The sequence below is a fragment of the Paenibacillus agricola genome (assembly GCF_011440305.1).
Classification (GTDB): Bacteria; Bacillota; Bacilli; order Paenibacillales; family NBRC-103111; genus Paenibacillus_S; species Paenibacillus_S agricola.
Map to the genome: position 1 here is coordinate 1 of NZ_JAAOIW010000019.1, position 23844 is coordinate 23844.

Annotated in this window: 21 protein-coding genes and 2 pseudogenes; 10 read left to right on the forward strand and 13 right to left on the reverse strand. The window is 42.8% G+C overall.

Going from position 1 to position 23844, the window contains the following annotated elements; all coding sequences use genetic code 11:
• Positions 1-203 precede the first annotated feature (203 nt).
• The 4 genes and pseudogenes from G9U52_RS31970 to G9U52_RS31985 form a co-directional block, all read left to right on the forward strand.
• A pseudogene (locus G9U52_RS31970) lies at positions 204-724 on the forward strand (reverse transcriptase domain-containing protein); the annotation flags it as partial.
• A 505-nt stretch (positions 725-1229) separates the two neighbouring features.
• A complete protein-coding gene (locus G9U52_RS31975; protein WP_166155332.1) occupies positions 1230-1865 on the forward strand; it encodes a reverse transcriptase domain-containing protein in 636 nt (211 codons plus the stop codon).
• A 310-nt stretch (positions 1866-2175) separates the two neighbouring features.
• Complete coding sequence (locus tag G9U52_RS31980; protein WP_166155334.1) at positions 2176-3066, forward strand: caspase family protein; 891 nt, start codon at positions 2176-2178, stop codon at positions 3064-3066.
• Positions 3067-3080: 14 nt separating this feature from the next.
• Positions 3081-5288 (forward strand): hypothetical protein, encoded by a 2208-nt coding sequence (locus G9U52_RS31985; RefSeq protein ID WP_166155336.1) that lies wholly within the window; start codon positions 3081-3083, stop codon positions 5286-5288.
• 497 nt (positions 5289-5785) lie between these two features.
• Here G9U52_RS31985 and G9U52_RS31990 read toward each other — a convergent pair whose 3' ends face one another.
• Entirely contained in the window at positions 5786-6193 is a 408-nt protein-coding gene (locus tag G9U52_RS31990; RefSeq protein ID WP_207953347.1) for a hypothetical protein, read from the reverse strand.
• Between G9U52_RS31990 and tnpB the strand changes: the two genes are divergently transcribed.
• The 4 genes and pseudogenes from tnpB to G9U52_RS32010 all read left to right on the forward strand — a co-directional run bounded on the left by tnpB (position 6180) and on the right by G9U52_RS32010 (position 8716).
• Positions 6180-6536: an IS66 family insertion sequence element accessory protein TnpB gene (tnpB, locus tag G9U52_RS31995; protein ID WP_279538783.1), complete on the forward strand. Its 357-nt coding sequence runs from the start codon at positions 6180-6182 to the stop codon at positions 6534-6536. The two genes, G9U52_RS31990 and tnpB, sit on opposite strands and share 14 nt — an antisense overlap.
• A 293-nt stretch (positions 6537-6829) precedes the next feature.
• Positions 6830-7012 (forward strand): annotated as a pseudogene (locus G9U52_RS32000) (ATP-binding protein); the annotation flags it as partial.
• A gap of 563 nt (positions 7013-7575) precedes the next feature.
• Positions 7576-8385, forward strand: coding sequence for an Asp23/Gls24 family envelope stress response protein (locus G9U52_RS32005; protein ID WP_166155342.1), 810 nt, complete (start codon positions 7576-7578; stop codon positions 8383-8385).
• 109 nt (positions 8386-8494) lie between these two features.
• Positions 8495-8716 carry a hypothetical protein gene (locus G9U52_RS32010; protein WP_166155344.1) on the forward strand — a complete coding sequence of 74 codons (222 nt, stop codon included), beginning with the start codon at positions 8495-8497 and terminating at the stop codon, positions 8714-8716.
• 27 nt (positions 8717-8743) lie between these two features.
• On the opposite strand, the gene G9U52_RS41105 is transcribed toward G9U52_RS32010, so the two are convergent.
• From G9U52_RS41105 to G9U52_RS32035, 6 genes are all read right to left on the reverse strand, one after another.
• Positions 8744-8869 carry a hypothetical protein gene (locus G9U52_RS41105; RefSeq protein ID WP_279538784.1) on the reverse strand — a complete coding sequence of 42 codons (126 nt, stop codon included), beginning with the start codon at positions 8867-8869 and terminating at the stop codon, positions 8744-8746.
• 609 nt (positions 8870-9478) lie between these two features.
• Complete coding sequence (locus G9U52_RS32015) at positions 9479-11131, reverse strand: DUF4179 domain-containing protein (protein ID WP_166155346.1); 1653 nt, start codon at positions 11129-11131, stop codon at positions 9479-9481.
• A complete protein-coding gene (locus tag G9U52_RS32020) occupies positions 11079-11636 on the reverse strand; it encodes an RNA polymerase sigma factor (RefSeq protein WP_166155348.1) in 558 nt (185 codons plus the stop codon). The genes G9U52_RS32015 and G9U52_RS32020 overlap by 53 nt, the downstream gene beginning before the upstream one ends.
• Before the next feature lie 604 nt (positions 11637-12240).
• Positions 12241-13815: an S-layer homology domain-containing protein gene (locus tag G9U52_RS39485; RefSeq protein ID WP_311764953.1), complete on the reverse strand. Its 1575-nt coding sequence runs from the start codon at positions 13813-13815 to the stop codon at positions 12241-12243.
• A 340-nt stretch (positions 13816-14155) separates the two neighbouring features.
• Positions 14156-15673, reverse strand: a complete 1518-nt coding sequence (locus G9U52_RS32030; protein ID WP_166155350.1) for a malate:quinone oxidoreductase — start codon at positions 15671-15673, stop codon at positions 14156-14158.
• Positions 15674-16250: 577 nt separating this feature from the next.
• Entirely contained in the window at positions 16251-16415 is a 165-nt protein-coding gene (locus G9U52_RS32035; protein WP_166155352.1) for a YfhD family protein, read from the reverse strand.
• A 204-nt stretch (positions 16416-16619) separates the two neighbouring features.
• Here G9U52_RS32035 and thpR point away from each other — a divergent pair, with 204 nt between their 5' ends.
• Positions 16620-17192, forward strand: coding sequence for an RNA 2',3'-cyclic phosphodiesterase (gene thpR / locus G9U52_RS32040; protein ID WP_166155354.1), 573 nt, complete (start codon positions 16620-16622; stop codon positions 17190-17192).
• Here thpR and G9U52_RS32045 read toward each other — a convergent pair.
• Positions 17181-18452: an erythromycin esterase family protein gene (locus G9U52_RS32045; protein WP_166155356.1), complete on the reverse strand. Its 1272-nt coding sequence runs from the start codon at positions 18450-18452 to the stop codon at positions 17181-17183. The genes thpR and G9U52_RS32045 overlap by 12 nt on opposite strands.
• 127 nt (positions 18453-18579) lie before the next feature.
• Here G9U52_RS32045 and G9U52_RS32050 point away from each other — a divergent pair, with 127 nt between their 5' ends.
• Positions 18580-18753 carry a hypothetical protein gene (locus G9U52_RS32050; RefSeq protein ID WP_166155330.1) on the forward strand — a complete coding sequence of 58 codons (174 nt, stop codon included), beginning with the start codon at positions 18580-18582 and terminating at the stop codon, positions 18751-18753.
• Positions 18754-18838: 85 nt separating this feature from the next.
• Here the strand turns inward: G9U52_RS32050 and G9U52_RS32055 are convergent, their stop codons facing one another.
• The 5 genes from G9U52_RS32055 to G9U52_RS32075 all read right to left on the reverse strand — a co-directional run bounded on the left by G9U52_RS32055 (position 18839) and on the right by G9U52_RS32075 (position 23671).
• Positions 18839-19126 (reverse strand): ferredoxin family protein, encoded by a 288-nt coding sequence (locus G9U52_RS32055; protein WP_166155358.1) that lies wholly within the window; start codon positions 19124-19126, stop codon positions 18839-18841.
• Positions 19123-20433 carry an FAD-dependent oxidoreductase gene (locus G9U52_RS32060; protein ID WP_166155360.1) on the reverse strand — a complete coding sequence of 437 codons (1311 nt, stop codon included), beginning with the start codon at positions 20431-20433 and terminating at the stop codon, positions 19123-19125. Before G9U52_RS32060 ends, G9U52_RS32055 begins: the two co-directional genes overlap by 4 nt.
• Before the next feature lie 60 nt (positions 20434-20493).
• Entirely contained in the window at positions 20494-21621 is a 1128-nt protein-coding gene (locus G9U52_RS32065) for an electron transfer flavoprotein subunit alpha/FixB family protein (protein WP_166155362.1), read from the reverse strand.
• A gap of 12 nt (positions 21622-21633) precedes the next feature.
• Entirely contained in the window at positions 21634-22467 is an 834-nt protein-coding gene (locus G9U52_RS32070; RefSeq protein WP_166155364.1) for an electron transfer flavoprotein subunit beta/FixA family protein, read from the reverse strand.
• Between the two features lie 340 nt (positions 22468-22807).
• Positions 22808-23671, reverse strand: coding sequence for an aldo/keto reductase (locus G9U52_RS32075; RefSeq protein ID WP_166155366.1), 864 nt, complete (start codon positions 23669-23671; stop codon positions 22808-22810).
• Between the last annotated feature and the right edge of the window lie 173 nt (positions 23672-23844).

The window sequence follows — 23844 nt, forward strand, 5'->3', positions numbered from 1 at the left end:
TCTTTCAGGAACAATTCGATTTTTCGGTAATGGCATTACGAAAACCTCCGTCAAAGTAGGTAGAGAATACTTCGACGAAGGCTAATGGAAATCCTTGTTAGTTAAATGGTCAGGCGTAGAAAAAAAACGATCATTTTCCAAACGTGAATGGCACCGGTCGGGTAAGAACGTGGGAACATCACCTCGCAAGGAGGGATGCCACAATGCATGCTTTGAGATATTGGGATTATTACGGAATGACGGAACGCTTTACGGAATTATACGACAGAGCTATGAAACAGGAAGTTTTCTCGAACTTATACGACATAATTACATCCAGGGAAAATATCTTATTGGCCTATCGTATGATGAAATCCAACAAAGGTTCAAAGACGCCTGGAACGGATGGAAAAACCATCTCTGACATACAAAAGCTATCCGACGATGAATTAGTATCTGTAATCCAAACCAAGCTACAAAACTATCAGCCCAAAAAAGTTAGACGGAAACTCATAGAAAAAGATAATGACAAATTAAGGCCTCTCGGAATTCCCTGTATCTTGGGTCGCATCATTCAGCAATGCTTCAAGCAAGTGTTGAACCCATAGCAGAATCCCAGTTTTACAAGCATAGCTATGGTTTTCGCCCCCTCCGGTCAACGCACCATGCGATGGCCAGGGTACAATTCCTTGTCAACCACTCACAACTGCATTATGTCGTAGACATTGACGTTTTGGGGTTCTTCGGTGCGCCTAGGTAAGCTGGGTGCTTTCAGTGGGTGCAATTCCCACCCGGGCAAAGGGAAGAGCCACCCTACCCGGAATCGAGTCTTGAACACGCAAAGGCAACGATGCGGGTTAAGCGTAGACAGAGCGACGTCCAGGCCGTAACGCAAGTGAAGCGATAGAGCCTCGTGAGATGTCCGGGGGCCGACAAGGTCGAAAACTTGGAAGGCTACAGTAGATTTCCGACAAAGGCGAGGAAATCGGAGACCCCGGCGGGGTCTGAGAGCACGGCATGGCGGAAATGGAAGCATCACGGAACTAGGGAGATCCATCGCGGTCTTCGCGAGAAAAAAAATGCGGATTACGCCGACTGAAAGGACCATCCATAGGGGAGCGGATGCCGCGGTGGAAGTCGGACCTGCTGGTAGTACTCGGAGCGCGGGAAGGCCGCGTACAGGGGGAAGCGGCAGGACAGAGTAAGTTCTTAACAGCGAAACATACCCCACACACAGAGGTGGACCTTGTATGTCAACACAACTGGCTAAGATAGCAGAGAAAGCTCGGCAAGATAAGAAGATCCAGTTTACGTCACTGGCGCATCTCATGACACCGGAGTTTCTGCAAGAGACCTGGGGGATGATGAACCGCAAAGGGGCGAGCGGAGTAGATGGGGAAACAACGGTACAGTTTGAAGAAAATCTGAAAGAACGGACCGAACATCTATGGGCGCGGCTCAGACAAAATCGCTACCAGGCTCCACCTGTAAGGAGAGTGGACATTCCGAAAGGAAATGGAAAGACACGCCCACTTGGCATCCCTACTGTGGAAGACCGCCTCGTCCAACGAGCGGTAGCAAGAATAGTCGAAGCCATCTATGAACAAGATTTTCTGGGTCTATCTTATGGATTTCGTCCGGGAAGAAACCCGCATATGGCGCTTCAGGCGCTCCGAACGTGCATAGTAACCAAGAAAGTCAGGCATGTATTCGAAGCGGATATCCGCAGCTACTTCAACCACATCAACCACGAATGGCTGATGAAGATGGTCCAACAACGTATCGCTGACCCAGCCATTCTACGGCTAATCGGAAAATGGTTGCGGGCAGGAGTCATGCAACAAGGCGTCGTCACGAGAAATGAGGAAGGAACGCCACAAGGCTGACCGATTAGTCCCTTGCTGGCGAACATCTATTTGCATTACGTGCTGGACCTCTGGTTCAAGAAACGGTTCAAGAAGTGCGTACAAGGAGAGGCGTATCTCATCCGCTTTGCGGATGACTACGTCGCATGTTTCGAATACAAGCGAGATGCTGAAGATGCCGCGCATGAGAATGATGAATTAAATGGATAATTGTATTATAAGATGGAGGTTTTTGTAATTTTGTGTAGAATATATTACTATATTGCCTCTCTTGTGAGCAATATTTGTATTTTGGTTATTTGTATTTTGGTTATCGGAAGGGTGAATTTGTTTGAGTAGGCAAGCACTTCTAGTGGGGATCGATAATTACATTCATTGGAATAAACTGCGGTGCTCTGTTAATGACGCAAAATATATGAGTACAATCTTTGAAGATTGCAATTTTGAAACTACTATACAGCTGAATACTAGTAGGGAACAGCTTCAAGATGCTATTTTGAATTTTCGATACAGTTTATCTCAACATGATACTGGACTACTATATTTTGCTGGACATGGAGTTGAAATAGAAGGGAGACAATATTTAGTTCCCAGTGATTGTAGTACAACTGAGAATGAAAATTTCTTCTCAGAATTGGTTGATACCACGAATCTTATTAATGAGTTTTCTTCTAGTGATAATTTCACTGGGATAATTCTATTAGATTGTTGTAGGGAAAAACTCGAATATACAACTCGTACTAGAGGGATGATACATAATGATATATACAAATCAAAGGGAGCTTACATTGCCTTTGCTACTGGTCCAAATCAGCCTGCACACGAAAGAGACATAGATGGGCATGGAACTTTTACTTATTATTTGGGTGAGACAATTAAAGAGTATGGAACAGAAAGAATTGAATCAGTATTAAAGAGAGTTCGGAAAAAAGTTGTTGAACAACATAATGATCAGATTCCATGGGACTATTCTTCACTAATGGACGACTTTTATTTCAAAATTCGCGGGAAAGAGGAAAAATCAAGTGTATCCAATTTCTTTAATAGTTTGATTGAAGAATTAATACAGAAGAACTTGGCATATTCTAAATTAATCGATGAGATCGAAGAACGACTAATCCAATCTCCCGATATTTTTAAAGATATAGAGCTAAAAAAACAAGATCTTATTATTTATATACTTAATGAACTTGATCAGTACTTCATAAAATTGAATAGATAGGGAGGTCGTAAAAATTGATTAATTCTCGAAAAAAAACAATAAAAGCTGCTGTTATTGGAAGATCCGCTTCAGGGAAGTCGGCCTTCATACGTTCATTCAGTCGACACCCTGAATTAATTAAATCTGTAGGTCGAGGTCAAACTACACGGTCTTATGCAGAGTATCGCTTTCTACTAAAAAGCGAAGATAAACCTACAGATGTAATTATCTCATTTTTGAATGAGAGGACATTTGTTCGGAAGAGAACTGATCAAGTGATTGAAAAATTTTCTGGGTTTTTAAAAAAGGAAAATAAAACAGATCTTACAATCGACTGGATGAAAGAGCAAATAGAAGAATATTATGATGATCTAATAGAAGCTGTAATTTACTCCACTGACTTTTTTGATGTAAGGGAATTTAATTTTCTGTCAACTTCTATTGTTTGGGAACTAGAAGAATTATTTAAAGAAATATGTATAGTAATAACAGATGTCCAGAAAAAACAAGATACAGATGCACAGCAATTCAAATTTTTTGATCTAAAAAAATTAACGGATTTTAAAATAATAAATAGTTCTGAAACTGATAGTAGTAAGTACAATATAAGTGAAAACACATCAGAGTTAGTAGAAAGAGTTTGGATTCTATTTTTTACGATAGCGTATCAAATTATTATTAAGGCAGTTCAATTACAATTTAAGAATCATATTAATATTCCTAATGACAATGAACCTATTGTCTTTAAATTTACACTTGATGAAAGTTATAAAGGGTTACTCGAATTATGTCTAACGGTTGTCAATACACAATTAAGTGAAAAGAGCTCTCTTTCCGGAATGATTGAGAAAGTTATTATTACTAGTATCATCAATAAAGAATACTATTCTAAATTACAACCATTAAATATTAATAGCATAATTCTAGTTGATACATATGGATTAGATCATGCTAATCCAGCTGAGGAGCCAATGTTAATTGAGAGGTATCGACAAATATTTAATGTTGATTATCCAGGCTTATCTGCAGCTTTCTTTGTTGAGCCTATACGTCCAGGGGCCGCTACTACTTTTCTAAACGAGATTGAAATATTATACTCACAAAAACCTAGTATTATGACATATGTTGTTGCTTCTCACATAGATGAGCAGAGTGACCTTATTATTTCTAAGAACAAAGAATGGCTGCTCTTGGAAGAGAAAAATGGGGATTACACTGAGTTTGATGGAAAAGTTTTAGATCTTTTATTTAAATCTAATAAAATCATAAGTACTTTAAAACGAAATAGAATCCCGGAGACCCTTGCGAACAAACGTGTTGAAATCATGCGTAAAAGACTTGCGCCATTTTGTGGAAAAGATCAGAACTTTTTAAAGAATCCTGAATTGATGAACGATATGAATTTAATATCTATTACTTCATTAGTTACGTCGATAATTGATCAAGAACATCTAGGTGATGGTTATATAAATATCGAAAAATTAAAAATTGTGTTATTAGATAAAGAAAAGGTGCTTCCATTTGCCAAGATTCTAATTGATGAGGCCACTAAGATTTTCCAAAGATTATTTGTAGTGATTGGACCTAGGACAAAATGGAAATACAGGACGAATCTGTCTTCTAATATATTAGGATTTGATGGAAGTGTCTTCAATGTAACTTGGTATCGTATATTCAATGATGCATATAATTATACATTTACTAAACAAGTAGAAATTAACCGTGAGAAAGTGATGCTATCAGATGTTTATGGATTTGTTGGAAATGAAAAAGTTGCTTTTGATGAATTAATGACACTCCATTTTGGATCACTATTTAATAAGCCTTCCGAAGGTGAGTTGTTACAAATTTGGCCACAGGAAATAAGTTTGAAAAACTATAAAGAAACAGAAGATCAAAGAAATTCAATGTGGGGAATATTATTGGATTGTATACAAGAAATAGAGGTATTCAATTATCAAAATTATGGTAGTGTATTAGAGTGGTTAAACCATCTTCATAATTTTACTAATAGGTGTGATGAAAAATTTTATAACTCTTGGTATGAAATTTTCTTTGATAGGATGAATAATTCTTTTATGAAAGCCTGTCGTGAACATAATTATAAAGTTGCAGCTGTAAAAGCAAAGAGATCGGAGAAATCTTATTTTGAAAAGAAAGAAGAGCTATATTTAGAATATAGTCAAAATTATGATTCTCAAATTGAAAAAGAAGTTTTTTTCAGTTCAATAAACGAACTATAGAATAGTAGGGGAACAAAATTATTTATATCAATGGGAACAGAGTGAATCAATCTTTCTTACTATCATCAGATGAGAATCTTTGATAAAACAACAGATGGACTATATAAACATCGCCACATAAAAAGAGGCGGCGGTGTTTTTGTGTTTGTGTTGTTTTTGAGAGTTGTTATTTTTTCGGGTTGACAAGAACGCCCGGAGGCAAAGGATAGGTACAAGGGAGAATTCGCGGTTTGACGCTGCACTAAGGTTTACGTATGCCGAAAGTGCGTTGTAAGTTGGCAAAAGCTCCCTTTGACGTAGGCTTACCATGTGGTACCCAACCACGAATAGCAGTGTGCAAACCGTCGCTCACATTTTGCCTTCGCGCGTAGTGTTTTAGCGGAAAACATCGGGGCTTGACAAGTCACGTTCATAGCAGCGTCAAATAAGAAGGTGTATTCCAATCCAATCTAGACTTTGAGACAATTCCGTTAGTAAGTCGTTGGAGTTTTTCGACTCTACTCGAAAAACTCTAATGGGAGTGTGTCCAATTGCAAACTGGTGAAATGAGAAATCGCTATCGACTCCAGCAATGGACTGAGATCATTCGTGACTGCCGTTCCAGTGGTCAGACCGTGGTTCGCTGGTGTGCCGATCACGAAGTCAATGTGAAAAGCTATTACTACTGGCTTCGGAAAATCCGTGAAGCTGCGTGTGAATCCCATCCCGCCTTCTCCTCCCCGAATGAACCCACTCTCGTACCGGTCCCTCCATCTTTGCGGACGAACGCCCCACGTTCCGAAGCGAGCCATAAACAAGCGGCCAACATTCTTCGTACGGATGCCGTTACGATTGAAATTCATCCGCATGCGTCTACTGCACTTCTCAAACAGACGCTTCGCATCCTGCAGTATGTTCGGTGACATCTCGAAGGCCGATCAACTGTATATCGCCTGTGGTTATACGGATATGCGAAAGTCCATGGATGGATTCATTCACTTGGTGCAACATCAGCTACAGTTGAACCCGTTCCAGAATCATTTGTTTCTGTTCTGCGGCCGCAAGTGCGACCGGATGAAAGCCTTGTACTGGGAAGGCGATGGATTCGTCCTGTTGTACAAACGGCTGGAATCCGGCCAATACCAGCGGCCCATGAATGCGGAGGCCGTACGCTCGATCACGCCACAGGAGTTTCGGTGGTTGCTGGAGGGACTGTCGATCCATCAGCCAAAAGCGGTCAAAAAGCTGGGCTTCACCCCATCCTTGTAGGTCAAAACAGAGCCATTTATGCACCTTAATATAATAGTGATTTGTTTATGAAAAGTAGTAAAGGTTATGTTGATTAAGCTAAATTTACGTATTTCTCACGAAATTATACTACTTTGCTGATTATTTACCCATGGAGATTCCACTATGCAATATACCAAGTTAAAGCATAATAAAGAATAACATCAAAAGGGGAATTATTGAGCTAACGGCAACGTTGGTTAATCGAACCAAGGAGCAGTTTCCTGCGGCTAAAGGGCAATAGAGTCGAATAAAAAAGATGGGGGGCTATTTAAATGAAACGATTAGTAATTATTACGGTCGGGAAAACAGATAGTGGAAAGACCACATTTGCAAAAACGTTAGAGTTACCTAATTCAGTCGTGATCGACCAAGATCATGCTGCTTTCCTTACAGCCTATTACAAGTCATTAATTTCGTCGCAGGATTCTAAAGTATTCAAGCATATGGGGTTGTCTAACAGCCCCATATAGGTTGGGGTATTTTGGCATATTATATCAAGTAGCAATACCAAATATAGGAATAAAAAACCATGATTAAGGAGAATTTTCTTAACTTAAAAAGAGGAATTTTATTCCATAATGTCGAAACATGGAATACCTGAAATAAGAAATGGAAAGTTATTAATATGGCTAGATGAAAAAGTAAAGAAAAGTAAGAAAACGAAATGGTTGGTTCCTTTTTCGGTACGTATTAATTCACTAATACGCAATCCACCTCTATTAGCGTAGTTAACCTTGCTTTTGCTGTCGTGATAGTAGTTTTGATCATTCAGAAAATGAACTAAATGAACAAACTATGGAAGTACTATTTAAAAACACGGTTTTGATGCAAGCATTACGCAAGGTGACGGAGATTATGTTGCTCAACTCGTTATCGCCAAAACTGGTATGCTATTCTGGTCCAGTCCAAATGCTACAGCAAAAATGTCTGGATCCAGGCTATACAAAAAGGCTAAGGCACTGTATCTCATTACGGTACCACAGTCATCATAATTTTGATTTAAGTGAAGGAGAAACTAATGCCTCTATTAAAAGAAATATTTGACTGGCTTAAATCTTATTTTAATAATGATCCTAACTTTGGATGGTATGTCATTTTTATTCTTATAGTGTTATGGATGTATAAGGAAATACGCATGAAATACATAGGGAACAAAAAAGACGATGAGGAATTGCTTTGCAGAACATTGAGCATTTACATGGAGACAAAATTAGAACTATTAAAATATCAAGCAGCAAAAATTGACATTTACGTGTTAAATGAAAAGCTAACCCGTAATATTTCTGTATTTCCTTATCCATTAAGATATTCGATTAACGAATGGATAACCAGTAAAGGAATTAACAGCCACTCCTTACAGAAGATTATTGATAGGCTAAATGATGAAATAAATTATTTGCTCCTTAAGCAAGATAATAGATACGATTCTCGAAATGAAGAAGGTATTGTATTACCTACATTTGTATTTATTCGTAGAATATTCGATCCGTTCTTTATACCGCTATTTTATACATTCTTAATTCTTTTTGTCATTTTCTTTCTAGGTTTTATGATTATAGTTGCTAATAATGGAGATATTTTCACTAAATTCTTAGGTTACTCCCTAATATTTAATACGATTATGTATGTAATATTTGTCGAATCTTCAGTAATGCAACTAATAAAAAAAAGGAGAGTTTTTTCTTCATTAGGGTACACAATTTCTGCGGGCTTCATAATATTATCCCTGATTTTATTTATTTGGGGACCGTGGTATAGAGGGTTAATTTTATTCTGTCTGTTGGTTTTCTACTTGTTTTTTTTCATTAAAAATACTGAGAGAAATTGAGTGGAATTGACAACCATGCTACTGTCCTTGAAATGATGCTGCATCAATTTGAACATTGGCTCGGTCACACAAGGCGAATCACATCGCAAAATGAGGAAGGGCGGTTACAATGGCAATAAAAAAATTAACCAGGGAAAGCGTGCAGCAAGGGTACTCCTCGCGGATGAATTCATGCTCGGAAAAACAATTCAATAGCCAATCACCGTTGCTGCTCCTCACGCCATTTGAGATGTATACCTCATACTGGGAGGAAGGGGCCAATCACGACCAACAGATGATCCGGTTGCTGAAATTCCTGTATGGTGGAAACTCAGCAGGTCGAAGACGTTAAGAAGCTACTGTATACGTACCGTCACCACTAATCGTTGCGGCTGCAAACCGTGGGAACCATGAAGAGCGGATCAAGACCAAGCATAAGCTGGAATGCCTCATCGGCTATATCATCATCCGAACCGAGCGGCGAGCATAATCGGACAATGTTCATGTCAGTTATCGGACAATGTTCTTGTCATCCGACAAAAGTGTTATAGTTATTATATTTTAGTAAGTATATATATACATAAGTATATACATATGTACAAAATACGGGTTTTGTGCATATGTTATCATCAGAACGCGCAAAATAAATCAACGCTGAATTTCCTGCCCGTTTGTGGATCGGTTCCATCTCTTCACTCTTGTACCCGTTAGCTTAGTGAACAAGTCTAATGCAAGCTTTGAACTATTCAATATTATTTCTGGATTCATGTCCTACCAACAGCTTATGTCTATGGTCATGTGAATAATCCATTACAAATCCAACTTTTAATATCACGCGATTATACGCATATGTTTGTGTCGCAAAACGATTAAGCACCTATGTTTGTGTCGTGACCTCGCGACATAAACATAGGTGCTTTGAAATAAAAAATCCCCGATTGGCGGGGATTAAAAAGCACTCATGTTTGTGTCGCCGGACATCGGCTTCTGCTCAATATATGGTTTATGTCGGTGGCTCAGCATGCTACAGCTTTCTTCCCGTCAAGGAAAAACAGATCCGTTCAATTCGAACCGGTCCGTTTCTCGCGTTGCTCAGTGAGAGAACATTCAGGATTCATCTATTTAACTCTACCCTAAGTCCCTTGTCCGGGTTATCGGTGTAATACCAGTATATATAGATCGCGGCGTCTTTTTCTTGATAATCCTTATACACATCAATGGCTTGGTTGTTTCCGTCTCCGGTAAAATTGGTTGTAACCTGCTTGCCCGGCATGGTTTTCCCATCCTTAATGATATAAGTTTGATTGATACCGCCAAAATTGGGGTCTGCAGCTTCGCTTTGTACAAAGAGATCGCCGTTCTGCTTATAATACGTCCATTGGACGGAAAACCCTCCAACTTGTGTGGTCATCGTCTTCTTCTCTGTGCTGATATCCTTCAAAATAATAGGAGCTTTCTCATCGGAATGTTCTAAAACCTCATAGTTCATTACTAAAGCTATCGGCGTATGCTCCGTGATTTTCACATTAGGTGGCACTTCAAAATAGAAATCCGTTTCTTCAGGGCTTTTCTGTTGGAACGTATTGCCGTTCTGGATCTCCTTGCCGTCCACTTCCAGACGATGCTTCTTGAAGACAAGTGTTTGATTCTTTTCATGGGATGCCATGATTCGGATTCGAGTTGGAGTTACGACCATTTGCTTCAACGTCATTTTGCCGGCACCGGATTCAATCGGTATGTTCAGCTCACGTTTTATCGTCCCGCTCACCATTTGTTGCTTATTCAATTGCAGATCAAATGACCATTTATTGCCTACCTCCTGATCCTTCTTCAAGTACAGCAATTTATAAATCAAGGACGAATCTGTCAGGTCCGCGGCATGATAAAATTGCTGAAAGGTGTATTCCCCTTGTTCTCCGGGCTTGCCGTAAAACCCGTGGCTGGCCTCGTTCACTATGATGCTTCCCTTATAAACGCCTATTGATGGGGAAGCCCAGTTTTTCACTTCCGGTTGGTTGAAGAACACAGAGGAAGCCAGCAGGATTTTGTCCCCTTGGACGAAAGGCTGAATCACGATTCGCTGAATCCCATCATTCTTAATATCAAACGACTGTAACTGATCATCAGAGGATTGAAAAGGAACCACTTGCTCTGCGGCCGAATAGAATTGTAGATCTTGAGCCAATAGTTGAACATCCGACTCTACGGTTTCCGGCGTCCATTGAGCTTCGAAAGTTCCACGCCAAACCTTATTTTCGTTATCCCACATGAGCCTGTGGTTGCCTTCTATCATCCGGCCATCAACGGTTTTCAATGACATTTCGGCAAAACGAGCAAGTTGATTCGACTTAACATTCGGTGCATTCACGCTAAACAAAAGCACCGTCCGGTTCTCGTCCACGACGGCCGTATGAACGGTAAGATTCACACCATCTTGCTTAACCGACTTTTCGAGGGATTGTCCCAGCCCTTGTTGCAAGGCGGACTGGATTCCGCCGTTTCTATAAAGGTAGTTATCCCAATTGTAGGTGATAGCTGCAAATACAGGTGTCGCCACAACCAGGACGACTGCCGCTACTATGAGAACTGATCCGCGCACATTTTTTCTTCCGGTTGCTTGCTGAACTACCGGCAGCAGCTTCTCTTTAGACCCGGGGAGGTGTGGCTCGATTCGGTCCCACATCGCTTCAAAGTCCGGATAAGTTAAGTGATCCTCATCGTTCAGTAACCGAGTTAACGTTTGTTCTGCCTTTTCCTGGTCTCTCATTTGATTCCCCTCCTGTATAGTCATTCGCACTTATAATTTTCCTCATCATCTGTAACCCTTTGTTCAATCTGGATTTCACTGTGCCCGTGGGAATATTCAGGATAGCCGCGATTTCGTTGAGATTGCATTCGTTTAAATATCGAAGCGACATAACCGCTCTGATCTTAACGGGCAATTGATGCAAAAGGCCAACATATTCAACTTCGGTTTCCTTTTGTTCCACAATGTCTTCGATAGGCTTTTCCGCTCTGTCCGTAGCATTTTGCCAAAGCAATCTTCCCTTAAGTATGAAACTGTTTTCTTTTTTTAAATGGTTAAGACAGTGATTCATCGCTATTTTTATTAACCATGTCTTCAAAAACTCTACTTTCTGCCAATCATGCCGGAATACTGTAATAAATACTTCCTGGCAAACGTCCTCCGCATCCGCCGACCGGCGAAGCATATAATAACAGGTTCTGTAGATCTCTTTCTGGTAGGTTTCAAACAGTTCCTTCTCAGTCAAGTCCTAGTCACCCCTTTCCGTTGTTTCATATATTAACAATTTGAGTTTGGAAAAGGTTCATTTTTTTCGGTTTTTTTTCATATCCGAGGTAAAGTCAATAATTTTGCGAAAGGGGTTTCGTTGGGGATGAAGTAAGACGGGGTAGTTTCGCTAATGCTCTGACTTTATGATATTGGGCGAGACATTCGCTCCACTATCCTGACCGTTACTTTAATAGCCATTAGAGGAGCTGCCCGAAGCAAGCTCCTCCACTATTGTTCCCGTTAGCCATCCATGCAGCGCAAGACCCGCGCTGCACCACAGACTGTCGCTCCCTTACGGGAAGCACTCATGGTAGATTAACCCTATTTTGGTTTTTGCACCAGCCTCCACTACTAGTAGCCATAGAAATGGTCTTTTTCAGGGTCTTTTTCAATGAATATACTCATGCGTGCATGTGGCATGGATATTCATAAAAAATCCATTACAGCGTGTATCATGACACCTGAAGGAAAGGAGATTCAAACGTTTTCCACGCACTTCCAGTGGATGGATAGTGACAAGTAAAAAAAAGGTTACCCTAGGCCGTATACGACCTAGGGTAACCTTTTTTTGTAAGATTTGATTACTTCATCGGTTGAATTGGATTGCTCTTTAAGATGTCTTCCACTTCTTGGTAGCCATCAGGGTAGGCAAAGTTATAGCGCGCCGGAAGTGCGAACACGTATTTGTCATTGCGCGTCAGTTCGCTTGGGCCGATAGGCGCTGCGCCGATGTGGAATTTATCCTGCTGAAGCTCATTCCATTGGTCGACAGTAAAGACGAGAATAGGGATATCCTGTCTAGGCTGTTCCGCGGTCCATTCGGGATGGCGGATGCTGAGTTTCGCACCGCTTTCTATGACCTTATCGCCTTGCGCATCCCCTATAGAAAGACCCTCCCATTTGTCCGTTACGATCGTGTACCTTTTCCAACTGTCCGGCAGCGTGAAACGGAAGCCATATTGGGTATTCTCATAGACGGTTTGGCCTACTTGACCTGTTTGGCCGCCGACTGGGATCATCGGTTGAATCGGATTGCTCTTCAAGATGTCTTCCACTTCTTGGTAGCCATCAGGGTAGGCAAAGTTATAGCGCGCCGGAAGTGCGAACACGTATTTGCCATTGCGCGTCAGTTCGCTTGGGCCCATAGGCGCTGCGCCGATGTGGAACTTATCCTGCTGAAGCTCATTCCATTGGTCGACAGTAAAGACGAGAATAGGAATATCCTGTCTAGGCTGTTCCGCGGTCCATTCGGGATGGCGGATGCTGAGTTTCGCACCGCTTTCTATGACCTTATCGCCTTGCGCATCCCCTATAGAAAGACCCTCCCATTTGTCCGTTACGATCGTGTACCTTTTCCAACTGTCCGGCAGCGTGAAACGGAAGCCATATTGGGTATTCTCATAGACGGTTTGGCCTACTTGATCCGTTTGTCCACCTACTGGGATCATCGGTTGACTGCTTCCATCCCTTGGAGTGTCGTTGGATGAAGGCGATGAAGGTTGATGCGGAGTAGGGTGGACGTATTTAAGCGTGTTAAAAATCATCTCAGCGGCTTCTGCGCGTGTAATCTCCGCTTTCGGATGGAAATTGCCGTCGGCGTCGAGAGTTGCAATTTCTTTGTAAATAGCGGCTTGGACCGAACCGAGATCGTCAAGGGCAATTTCGGCCTTGTCTTTGATCTCGATTACTGGGATTTTGATCATGTGCAAAATGTTATGACCATCAAGCGCAAGGAGCAATTCTTTGGTGAAAGTCGCCTTCGTCCATTTCTGATCCGGATCGAGATCGGCAGAAAGCTTCAGGCCGTTATTCGCCGCAATAATGAAGCTTTGCGAGTACCATGCGTCATTTTTTGCTTTTGCAAAATAGTCAGTGGCCTGCGGCGCTTTTACAAATCGGATAGCGTCTAAGTTCATACCCAGCGCCTTGACGATCAATTGAATGCCTTGCGCTGCTGAAAGAGTAGCATTGGGCTGAAACAGGCCATTGCTGACACCCGATACGAGACCCTGCGATTGTAGAGAAATAATTTTATCTTTGGCCGCAACCTGGTCCAGATCGGTGAAAGCTGCAGTTGCAGCAAGGCTTTGCCCAGCTAAGGTAAGGGACAATACGACGGCAGCGGATAAGCTAAGAAGTTTTTTACGGGATTTCACTTTCTATCACCTCGTTGAGTTTTCGCTTACAGTACCTCAAACGTATGATTGGTTGAAATTGTTGCAAAAAAAATGAACTGCTATTTGCAGTAAATTTTCGGGAATCGCGACACAAATATAGGTGCTTTGAAATAAAAAAAACCGATTGGCGGGGATCTAAAAGCACTCATGTTTGTTTCGCCGGACACTACTGTTCCCTGATGGTTATAACCAACGATTAATTTTTGTTCAATCAAAAAAACAAATAAGGATTCACATTTCTGCGAACCCCTACCCCTGAATGCTATAACCACGTCTATGGAAATCTACACAAAAATAACTTAGCACACATCCATGATATTTATGATACGGTTCGGCGTGCTATCTGTACCGGCACGTTTTCGCTTAGACCCAGCGTCCGTGCTGTTGAAGTTTCAATTTCGTGGATAAGCTCTGGGTTTTTCAACAGTGACACGCCATAAGAAGGAATCATTTCTTTTATTTTCGGCTCCCACGCTTTTTTATGTTGCGGGAAGCATTTTTTTATGATCTCGAGCATGACGGAAACGGCGGTAGAAGCACCCGGTGAAGCGCCGAGCAATGCAGCTATTGAGCCATCAGCGGCACTAATAACTTCCGTACCAAATTGAAGCGTTCCTTTGCCAGCATCAGTATCTTTGATAATTTGCACACGCTGGCCTGCTAACAGTAAATCCCAATCCTCGCCTTTGGCGTTCGGGACAAATTCCTGTAAAGCTTCCATCCGCTTTTCTTTCGATAACATAACTTGCTTGATCAGGTATGTTGTCAATGGAACGTTTTTTACACCTGCCGCCATCATAGTTACGAGATTATGCGGTTTTACGGAAGTTAATAAATCAAACATTGAACCGAATTTTAAAAACTTTGGTGAGAAGCCGGCAAACGGTCCAAAGAACAACGATTCTTTCTTGTCTATAAATCTTGTGTCAAGATGAGGAACTGACATTGGAGGAGCACCAATAGCAGCTTTTCCGTATACTTTTGCACGATGCTGCGCTACAATATCCGGTTTCTGACACACCATAAATAGTCCGCTTACCGGAAATCCTCCAATACCCTTTCCTTCAGGAATGCCGGATTTTTGCAGTAAATGCAGACTTCCTCCCCCGCCGCCGATAAAGACGAATTTTGCAGTATGGCGTTCGACGGTACCACTATCGACATTCCGCACTTTCAATTCCCACGAGTCGTCGTTAGTACGTTTAATATCATCAACATTATGTTTGAATTTTAGATCGACGTTTTTACTCTTTAAGTGGTCAAACAATATGCGCGTTAAAGCGCCGAAGTTGACATCAGTGCCAGATTCGATTCTTGTTGCCGCTATAGGTTCATTCAATGTCCGGTCTTTCATCATCAGCGGAATCCATTCCATTAGTTTTTCCGGGTCATTGGAAAATTCCATTCCTTGAAACAATGGATTGTTAGACAGCGCTTCAAAACGTTTTTTTAAATACGCTACATCTTGTTTCCCTTGTACAAAACTCATATGAGGCACTGGCACAATAAAGTCCCGCGGATTCCGTATCAGTTTGCTGTTTACAAGATAAGACCAAAACTGCTTTGAAACCTGATACTCTTCATTTACTTTTATAGCTTTGCTAATATTTATGGAACCGTCCGGTTGTTCGACGGTGTAGTTAAGCTCACAGAGTGAAGAATGCCCCGTTCCCGCATTATTCCATTCGTTAGAACTTTCCTCTCCTGCGTTTTCGCGCCTCTCAATCACTGTAATTTCCCAGTCCGGTACTAATTCTTTCAGTAGGGACCCCAGAGTCGCACTCATGATTCCGGCACCAATTAAAATAACGTCTGTTTTAGTTTTTCTGTCGCTCATTTTTACCGTCCTTATATCCTAAGATTTGCAGAAAGGATGTATAGGCGCTCCTGCTTAGAAGTTAAAGCAAGCCAGGGCGCGACCTAACATCTTTTCTAGATCAATTATTACTCTATAGATTATAATATTTATTTACTATTATATGATAGTTACAAGCAATACGACAAGAACTGTAGCGAAGAAGTCTTACCGAATAATCCTTATAGCGTGTAAATCAGCTTCCATTATCGTTATTTTAAAGCCAGTTATACCTAGCCAATTACTTTTAACAACATTTTTATCCCATAAACAAAAAAAAAAAACGCGATTTACGCGGCCATTAATGAGATCAACTACTTGTCACCCCATATTAATTAGGTTGAACTTATGAACATATATCATATAACGGTAATACTCAATTGTCCTCCACTCTGTTTTTCCACAATAATATTTTAACATGAATAACTAAATATGACCACATAGTGTTAGAAATACGAGTCTTCCAAAATTTTAGTCAAACATCAAAAACAGTCATCTTTCGCAAAATCGATTGCGCAAGATGACTGTTTTTGATGTTTCGGGACTTTTTCAGTGGCTCCTATGATTGGATGGTTCGCTTCTGACGCTTGTCCGCTTCATCTGATCTACTAGCTGCTTCCACATCTTCATTATCTGCAAGCTCAGCACTATATTCCACATCTTCATTTATTATGACGGGGAGTTGCTCTTTATTGCCCCCATCTCCGACCTTCTGCTTTTTCATTTACAAAACCTCACCTTCTGCTTGATATAATTACTGACAATTTCTATTATTATTATTTGCAATCGTTACCTTTCTATGCAAAAGTTTAGCCATTCTTCTGGATGGTCTATTCTATTCAAGATTTTGTTAGTTCTATCCTTAATAAAAATAGTAGAAATAACAAACAATATCACGGCGTTCAGCAAATTTAGGGGGTATGGCTCCATGATTACCGAATTTCCACGCCTATTCATCGCAATTTCTATAGACGAAGGATGGAGAATACAATTGGCTGAGCAGGTCAACTTATTACAACACAAGCTTCCTTTTCAAAAATGGGTCCATCTGGAGGATTATCACATAACTCTCAAATTTTTAGGTGAAGCATCTGTAGAGCAATTCCCAAAAATACAAAACCATTTAGCCCAAGTTTCAAAAATGATCCAGCCGTTTGAATTAACGGAGAAAGGTTGGGGAACGTTTGGACCTCTCGAAGCACCCAACATTTTATGGGCGGGTGTAGGGGGAGATCTGGATTCATTAAACAAATTACAACAACATATTGATCACATGGAAGATCACGGATTCCCCAAAGAAAACCGTAAATTTCACCCTCACTTAACAATAGCCCGCCGCTACAAAGGTAAAGCACCTTTGGCAGCTCCAATAGAGGCATATCTTCCAAAAGCAAACGAGTCCATCATTAAATGGTCGGTCACTGAAATTAAGCTTTATCAAAGCCATGTTCATAAAAGTCCTATGTACGAGCCTCTCGACTCTTTTACATTAAGTAAATAACGAAATGACCGATTCCATTGCAATAGGTTTTAGTGCTGTCGTTTCATCAATATGGATATAGGCGTCATATCGCTGCGCCATACGTGATGGCACATAGTTATGAAATTCTCTGTTGGGGTCATAGACGACGCCAATCGCACGATGTCCTGTAATCTCGTTGAATTCGTCCTGGCTGCTGTCAAAGAGTAATAGCTGGTTCTTTCCATTGCCAGCACGATGCATATAATCCTCCCAGCTACCGGATATAGCCCTTGGTACGTCCATAACTTCAACCGGAGAGCCCCAGGCTCGGCCTGCCAAAACTTGACCGTGATGAGTGCCAAACCCTATGGCGAACATTTGTTTGCATTCAGGTTCTTCCCGGATCAATTGTCCCACGTTAACCATGCCTTCATCGGCCATATCCGTTGCACGAGCATCGCCGATATGGGTGTTGTGCTCCCAAACGATCGCTTTAGCCTCCGTTCCATAGAAATCCAACGTTCTCTTCAACACTTCCACCATATGCCGATCACGGACATTCCACGATTCGGGTCCTCCAGTGACCATCGTACGGTAATATTTTTCAGCGTTCATTGTAACAAGCGTATTAATCTCTGCATCAAGTGAAGCTTCACTACCAGGATGTTGATGCCTTTTCTTATTCATCGCGATCAGCAGTTGCACCACCTCATCTTCACAGCTTTCTCCTAGCAAGCCCGCGGAAATGCCATAGGACTGCTCATCACGGCCAAAAGGTTCGAAGCATGCAAATGCTTTCTTGGCAAGCTCCAACTGAGACGAACCTGTCTTTTCCAAATAAGCGATGATATGCGCCATCGATTCCCAAAGGCTATACATATCCAGACCGTAAAAACCGATTCTGTTCTCGCTTGCCAACGTTTGATTAGTAGCACGGATCCAGTTAATAAAATCAGTAACCTCGCGATTTGCCCACATCCAGGTCGGCCACCGATTAAAGTCACTAAGCGCCTGCTCAGCTGATTCGGCAGCACCTTGAGCGCTTTTTATAAATTGATTGACACTGTAGCACGCGGGCCAGTCCCCTTCCACTGCAACGAAATTAAAGCCCTTTTGCCGAATCAATCGCTTAGATAGCTCTGCGCGCACCGTATAAAACTCTGAGGTTCCATGACTAGCCTCACCGAGCAATACGATTTTAGCTTCGCCTATCGCATCAATAATCACATCCAAATCCTCCATATGTTCAAAAGAAATGGCATCCTTGCGAATCCGACCAACCATTTTATCAATATTCATGTTCCCATTACCTACCCTCACAATATATTGCCACACAGATAGGATATCCATATTGGCTTAGTTATATATAGGCATGAAAAGGGGCATGCTATTTCTTGATGTAAATAAGAGGAGGTTTAGGACTCATATGTCAAACGATAAAAGCATGCAGTCGATCTCAGGTAACGAGGTTGAAACAACCGGCATCTATGAGAATGAGTGGGGACGCGAGGAGACGCTGAATCGCGGCGATGAATTCCCTTTTGACCCGACCAATGGAGAAACAGAGTGGAAGCTTGTGCGCCTTTCCTCGGAAAGCTAGAAGAGGAAATTCACAGCAAACGAAAGCGAAGCCCACCTCTTGATGAGATGGACTTCGCTTTTTTATTCATTCCCAGTGTTTGTTATCACCCATACTTATACGTTATGCCGTAGCCGCCCTTCGGGTATACCCAAGCAATATTGTCCGATGGACAAGCTATCCGACATGTGCCGCATTCGATACAATTCTCGAAGGCTACTGTCGTAATCTTCAGCTTTTTCTCCCACTCATACACGTCAGATGGACAAAAATAGTTACAGTCCTTGGTCTTGCAGCTCAAACAGGTTTCCGTCTCTTTAATGACCAAATGGGACTCTGTATCGCATTTATATCGGATCGTAAATAGTTTCTCGGATACGTTGCAATTACTCATCCGTTCATCGCCCTCCATCCTTTATAGCCTAATTTCATTAAATTCACCGTGCCGCCAGCTGCCCCTTTAATTAAATTAACAGCCATTTTCTGTTTATCCGCTTTGGCGATCCCATCAACTAAGAACATATTGTAAGCCGCTTCATTCAAAGCCCTGGGCAGCTTATCGAACAATAGCTCCGGATCCTGCTCTTTGAGGAATTGGTGCATGCCTTTGTACTTTTTTAAATCCTTGTGAACAAAAGAGGCGCGAATTTTTGTATCATAAGCATTCATCGAAGCGGCTGAGAAATCGCCCTTGCCTTTAGCTTCGATAATCGCTTCCCCAGCCAATCGGCCTGAGGTCATCGCTAGATTCGTGCCTTCCCGATTCACAAAGTTGACGAGCTGCGCCGCGTCTCCACATACACACCATCCATTTCCTGATAAGGGAGGTATCGAATGAAAGCCTCCTTCAGGGATCAGGTGACCCGAATATTCCTTGGTCTCACCTCCTTGTATTAATTTACGGATCATCGGATGCTGCTTCACCGCATCAAGGATGGCATAGGGCTTGATCTTTTTCTCCCTTAAATGATTGACCATCACGCCGACGCCTAACGAAATCGTTTCCTTGTTCGTATACAAGAATCCCATCCCCGCCATACCTAGCGAGGTTTCACCCATAAATTCAATGGTAACGCCTTCGTCTCCTTCAAGCCCGAACCGATCCTCAATTTTTTCCCTAGGCAAGGAGATGATTTCTTTGACTGCTAAAGAGACTTCATCAGGCTTCCATTCCTTGTGAATGCCCATTGCCTTGCCGAGCAATGAATTAACGCCGTCCGCAATGACTATGACATCGGCGTATAAGTTGCCGTCCTCCCGGTCCGTTTTGACGCCAACCACCCTGTCCCCTTCGCGGATGACATCCAGGGCAACCGTTTCATACACGGGTATAGCGCCAGCAGCAACCGCTTTGTCGGCGAACCACTGATCGAATTTCACACGCAATCCGGTAAAACAGTTATAAGACTCTGCATATTTTTCATTCCTATGTCCAAAGGTAACCATGGATTCCTTGCCCATCATCCAAATCCGCTGCTCTACAATATACCGTTCCATCGGAAAGTTACGTTCCTTCCAAAACTCCGGAACCAGCTCCTCGATTTGCTTGCGATACAATACGCCGCCAAATAAGTTTTTGGCACCGGGAAATTCACCACGCTCAAGCAATACAACAGACAGGCCAGCCCGGGCCATAGTTAATGCTGCAGCAGAGCCTGCAGGGCCACCCCCAACAATGATAGCATCGAATTTTTCGTTCAAATCAATCCGCTCCTCACCCTAATAGATCATCCACCCATGTGTGCGTGACCAAAAGAATCTTTACACCGATTTGGCCATATTCTGCTTTTGCGAAAGCTTCTGTACTGCTGTTTCAGCAACCGGTATGGGAATACCGAATAGGCTTTTACGTTTCTTGACTTCTTCTGTTATAGCGGGAACGATCTTAAACAAATCCCCTACAATCCCATAATGTGCAAATTGGAAAATGGATGCTTTTTCATCCTTATTGATCGCGATAACAAGGTCCGAATTCCCCATCCCCACCGTATGCTGAACGGCACCAGAGATGCCGATGGCAAAATAAAGCTTGGGCCGGACTGTTGAACCGGTCTGCCCAACCTGGTGTTCGTGCTTGATCCACCCGGCATCTACAGCTGCACGAGATGCGCCAACGACCCCGCCTAAAGCATCCGCCAGTTCCTGAAGCATATTAAACGGCTCAGGTCCTCCCAAGCCACGCCCACCGGCTACGATAATATCCGCTTCCTCCAAATTCAGATTTCCTGTATCACGTATAAAATCGATCACCTGGGCGGCAATCTCCTCTTCGGGCATTAAGCTCTCGATGCTGACAATTTCAGCTTCACGTGTCTCATCCCGAGGCAGTGCCTGGAACACTCCAGCGCGAGTTGTCGCCATCTGCGGACGATATTGCTTGCATAGAATAGTCGCCATCATCTTCTCGGAAAAGGCGGGACGGCTTGCCAACAGCAGCCTCGAGGGATGTGGTTCCACATCCAGCTCCGTTGTGTCTGCGGTAAGTCCGGTCGGCAGGTGCGTTGCAATGGCTCCAGCCAAATCACGGCCTGTACCCGTTGCGCCAAACAGCACAATCTCCGGTTTCACATCATCAATCAGCTTTAAGCATATTCGGCTGTAAGGCCGTGTCCGGTACACACCAAGCTCAGGCGCCTCACACAAATAAACCTTGTCAGCGCCATAATAGGCAGCCTCCTTGGCAAGATGGAGAACACCATTGCCTATGACTAGCGCCAACAAAGGAACCTCCAGCTTGGACGCAAGCTTCCGACCCTCTCCGAGCAGCTGCCAGGACACCTTCTTGGCTTCACCATCCCTTTGCTCCACAACAATCAAAACCCCACGATAAGCCGACCAATCTGGCATAGCTGACGATTCTTGGCTTTCCTCTTTTTGCTCCTTTGGCATGGTTGTTGCCTCCTATGTCCAGCCTAAACGGCTTGGTAAGTCTCGTTCCCACAGCTGGTCAAGCAGCTGTGCCGCGGTCGCCTCCGGTGTATCCCCCATAATCATCTTGGAGTTGACCGCTTTCACCTGGGGGACCCATGTCTTGGACACGATGGTAGGCGAACCCTTTAAGCCAATCATCGACCGATCCAAATCCGGGAAATCGGCCGTCGTCCAGACAACCGGCTTGTACCTTGCGGCCCGAATCATCCCAGGCATAGCGGCTCTGCGCACCTTATTCAATTCCTTCAAGGCTGTAATCAGCACCGGCATACTTGTCTGAACCACTTCAATGCCATCCTCAAGTAATCGATGTACAGTTAGTCTTCGCTTTTCGATATCAACCTGTACCACTTTACTTACATAGGTCAGCTGCTCCAAATCGAGCCTGCATGCTACACCAGGTCCAACCTGGCCGGTATCCCCATCCAACGTCTGCTTTCCACAAAACACCAAATCAATGGCGCCCCATGTTTCTGCTACCTTTTGAAGCGTTTTGGCTATAACATAAGAGGTTGCAAGTGTATCAGCGCCCGCAAACCCTCGATCTGTCACAAGCACAGCCTCGTCTGCGCCTAACGAGATACATTGCTTTAAGCTCTTCTCCGCCGGGGGCGGCCCCATGGTGACAATAGTGACTCTTGCTCCCAACTTGTCCTTGATCCGCAGTGCTTCTTCCAGACCATGCAAGTCATAAAAATTAACAATACTCGGTACCCCTTGGCGTATTAATGTATTGTTCTTCGGGTCAATACGAATTTCACGGCTGTCGGGAACCTGCTTGATACATACAACAATATGTAGCATATGGTGATCCTCCTAACATGGGTTGGCGGCTAAGCCATAAAGTTTGTGAAACCTGTCACTTACTAGTTCAAATAAGTCCTCGAATGAAACCGTTTGCATTGACTATCATTCTTCTACAGTTTATGCAAGCATATCCTATGAATGCTACAAAATTTAGTAACTCCTCTCGGATTATTTTTTGAATATTATATTAATTCTGTATATTCAGATAATAACCTTTTTTAAAATATAAAAATTTGTTCGAACCCTACAAAAAACAATAAGCAGCCCGCTCGGCCGTCTCCCTGAGAAGAGCACGGCCACAGCAGGCTGCTTTATTGTTTTACTTATACTAATCACTTTACAGGCGTTCCGCCCATTCTTCTTTATTTTCCCAGTCCTTTGCTTTCCAGCGTAACACATCGGGGTTTGCCATATGAATAATTTCTTTAAAAAACTCCAGCTTTTCCAGGTCGGTCATCGGCGTAAAGCTTTTTGCCACTCTGAGGTTATTTTCCAATTGTTCCATCGATTCCATCCCAATAATGGCAGTAGATATCGGCAGTGACCATGTGTATCTAAGCGCTTTCTCATACCATTCGGCAAGTCGCCCTAAGCCTATAACCTTCATGCCAATAATCGCCATGCCCTTTTCATTGGCCTTGGGTACAAACTCGTCTGCGAAGCTGTACATAAAATGGTCTGCCGCGGATAACGCCACTAAAGCGCTATCAAATGGGAACCTGCGGATCGCTTCTAGCTGGACATTCGGATTCGTGTGTCCGCTGATACTGATATGCTTGATGATCCCCTGCTCTTTGGCTTCAATTAAAGCCTGTAAAGCGCCATCCTTGGCAAAGCACTGCTCAAGCTGCTCCATCGTCCGCACGTCATGCAGCCGCCATTCCTGTACATGATCCGTTTGCAGCCGCTTCAAGCTGGCTTCGATTGAACGCAACGAACCATCCCGAGTCCGATCCAGCGTTTTTGTAGCAATCCATACCTGTGAACGCCGACTACCCCAAGCTTTGCCAAGCCTTTCCTCAGATTGCCCCTTGGAATAGATCGGTGCTGTATCAAAATAAGTAATCCCCTCATCGATCGCCCGGTTAACGATTTGGATTGCTTCCTCTTCGGTACAGCTATGCTCATCCACAATACGTTGGGCGCCAAAGCTAAGTATGGGAAATTCTTGTCCCGTTTGTCCAAATTTACGTTTCTCCATGAGTGCTTCCTCCTCTTAAAATGGCCATTCCTATTTGCTGTTGCCCTGCTTGATCTATTATAAACGAATCTTGGCCCATTTAAAAATCCCATTAACGTGTCTACACCTCCCAACAGTTCGCATTTGCCCCAGACTAGTAGTATCATTTAAACTAAGATACTTACGTAGTAAGT

Excerpts from the sequence above, each read along its gene's own strand:
- G9U52_RS32065 (WP_166155362.1), bottom strand. The coding sequence starts at position 21,621 with ATGCCAAAGGAGCAAAAAGAGGAAAGCCAAGAATCGTCAGCTATGCCA.
- G9U52_RS32005 (WP_166155342.1), top strand. The coding sequence starts at position 7,576 with ATGCCTCTATTAAAAGAAATATTTGACTGGCTTAAATCTTATTTTAAT.
- G9U52_RS31990 (WP_207953347.1), bottom strand. The coding sequence starts at position 6,193 with ATGTCACCGAACATACTGCAGGATGCGAAGCGTCTGTTTGAGAAGTGC.
- G9U52_RS41105 (WP_279538784.1), bottom strand. The coding sequence starts at position 8,869 with ATGAACATTGTCCGATTATGCTCGCCGCTCGGTTCGGATGATGATATA.
- tnpB (WP_279538783.1), top strand. The coding sequence starts at position 6,180 with ATGTTCGGTGACATCTCGAAGGCCGATCAACTGTATATCGCCTGTGGT.
- G9U52_RS32050 (WP_166155330.1), top strand. The coding sequence starts at position 18,580 with ATGTCAAACGATAAAAGCATGCAGTCGATCTCAGGTAACGAGGTTGAA.
- G9U52_RS32045 (WP_166155356.1), bottom strand. The coding sequence starts at position 18,452 with ATGAATATTGATAAAATGGTTGGTCGGATTCGCAAGGATGCCATTTCT.
- G9U52_RS32075 (WP_166155366.1), bottom strand. The coding sequence starts at position 23,671 with ATGGAGAAACGTAAATTTGGACAAACGGGACAAGAATTTCCCATACTT.
- thpR (WP_166155354.1), top strand. The coding sequence starts at position 16,620 with ATGATTACCGAATTTCCACGCCTATTCATCGCAATTTCTATAGACGAA.
- G9U52_RS31975 (WP_166155332.1), top strand. The coding sequence starts at position 1,230 with ATGTCAACACAACTGGCTAAGATAGCAGAGAAAGCTCGGCAAGATAAG.
- G9U52_RS32035 (WP_166155352.1), bottom strand. The coding sequence starts at position 16,415 with ATGAAAAAGCAGAAGGTCGGAGATGGGGGCAATAAAGAGCAACTCCCC.
- G9U52_RS32030 (WP_166155350.1), bottom strand. The coding sequence starts at position 15,673 with ATGAGCGACAGAAAAACTAAAACAGACGTTATTTTAATTGGTGCCGGA.
- G9U52_RS32010 (WP_166155344.1), top strand. The coding sequence starts at position 8,495 with ATGGCAATAAAAAAATTAACCAGGGAAAGCGTGCAGCAAGGGTACTCC.
- G9U52_RS32015 (WP_166155346.1), bottom strand. The coding sequence starts at position 11,131 with ATGAGAGACCAGGAAAAGGCAGAACAAACGTTAACTCGGTTACTGAAC.
- G9U52_RS32070 (WP_166155364.1), bottom strand. The coding sequence starts at position 22,467 with ATGCTACATATTGTTGTATGTATCAAGCAGGTTCCCGACAGCCGTGAA.
- G9U52_RS32055 (WP_166155358.1), bottom strand. The coding sequence starts at position 19,126 with ATGAGTAATTGCAACGTATCCGAGAAACTATTTACGATCCGATATAAA.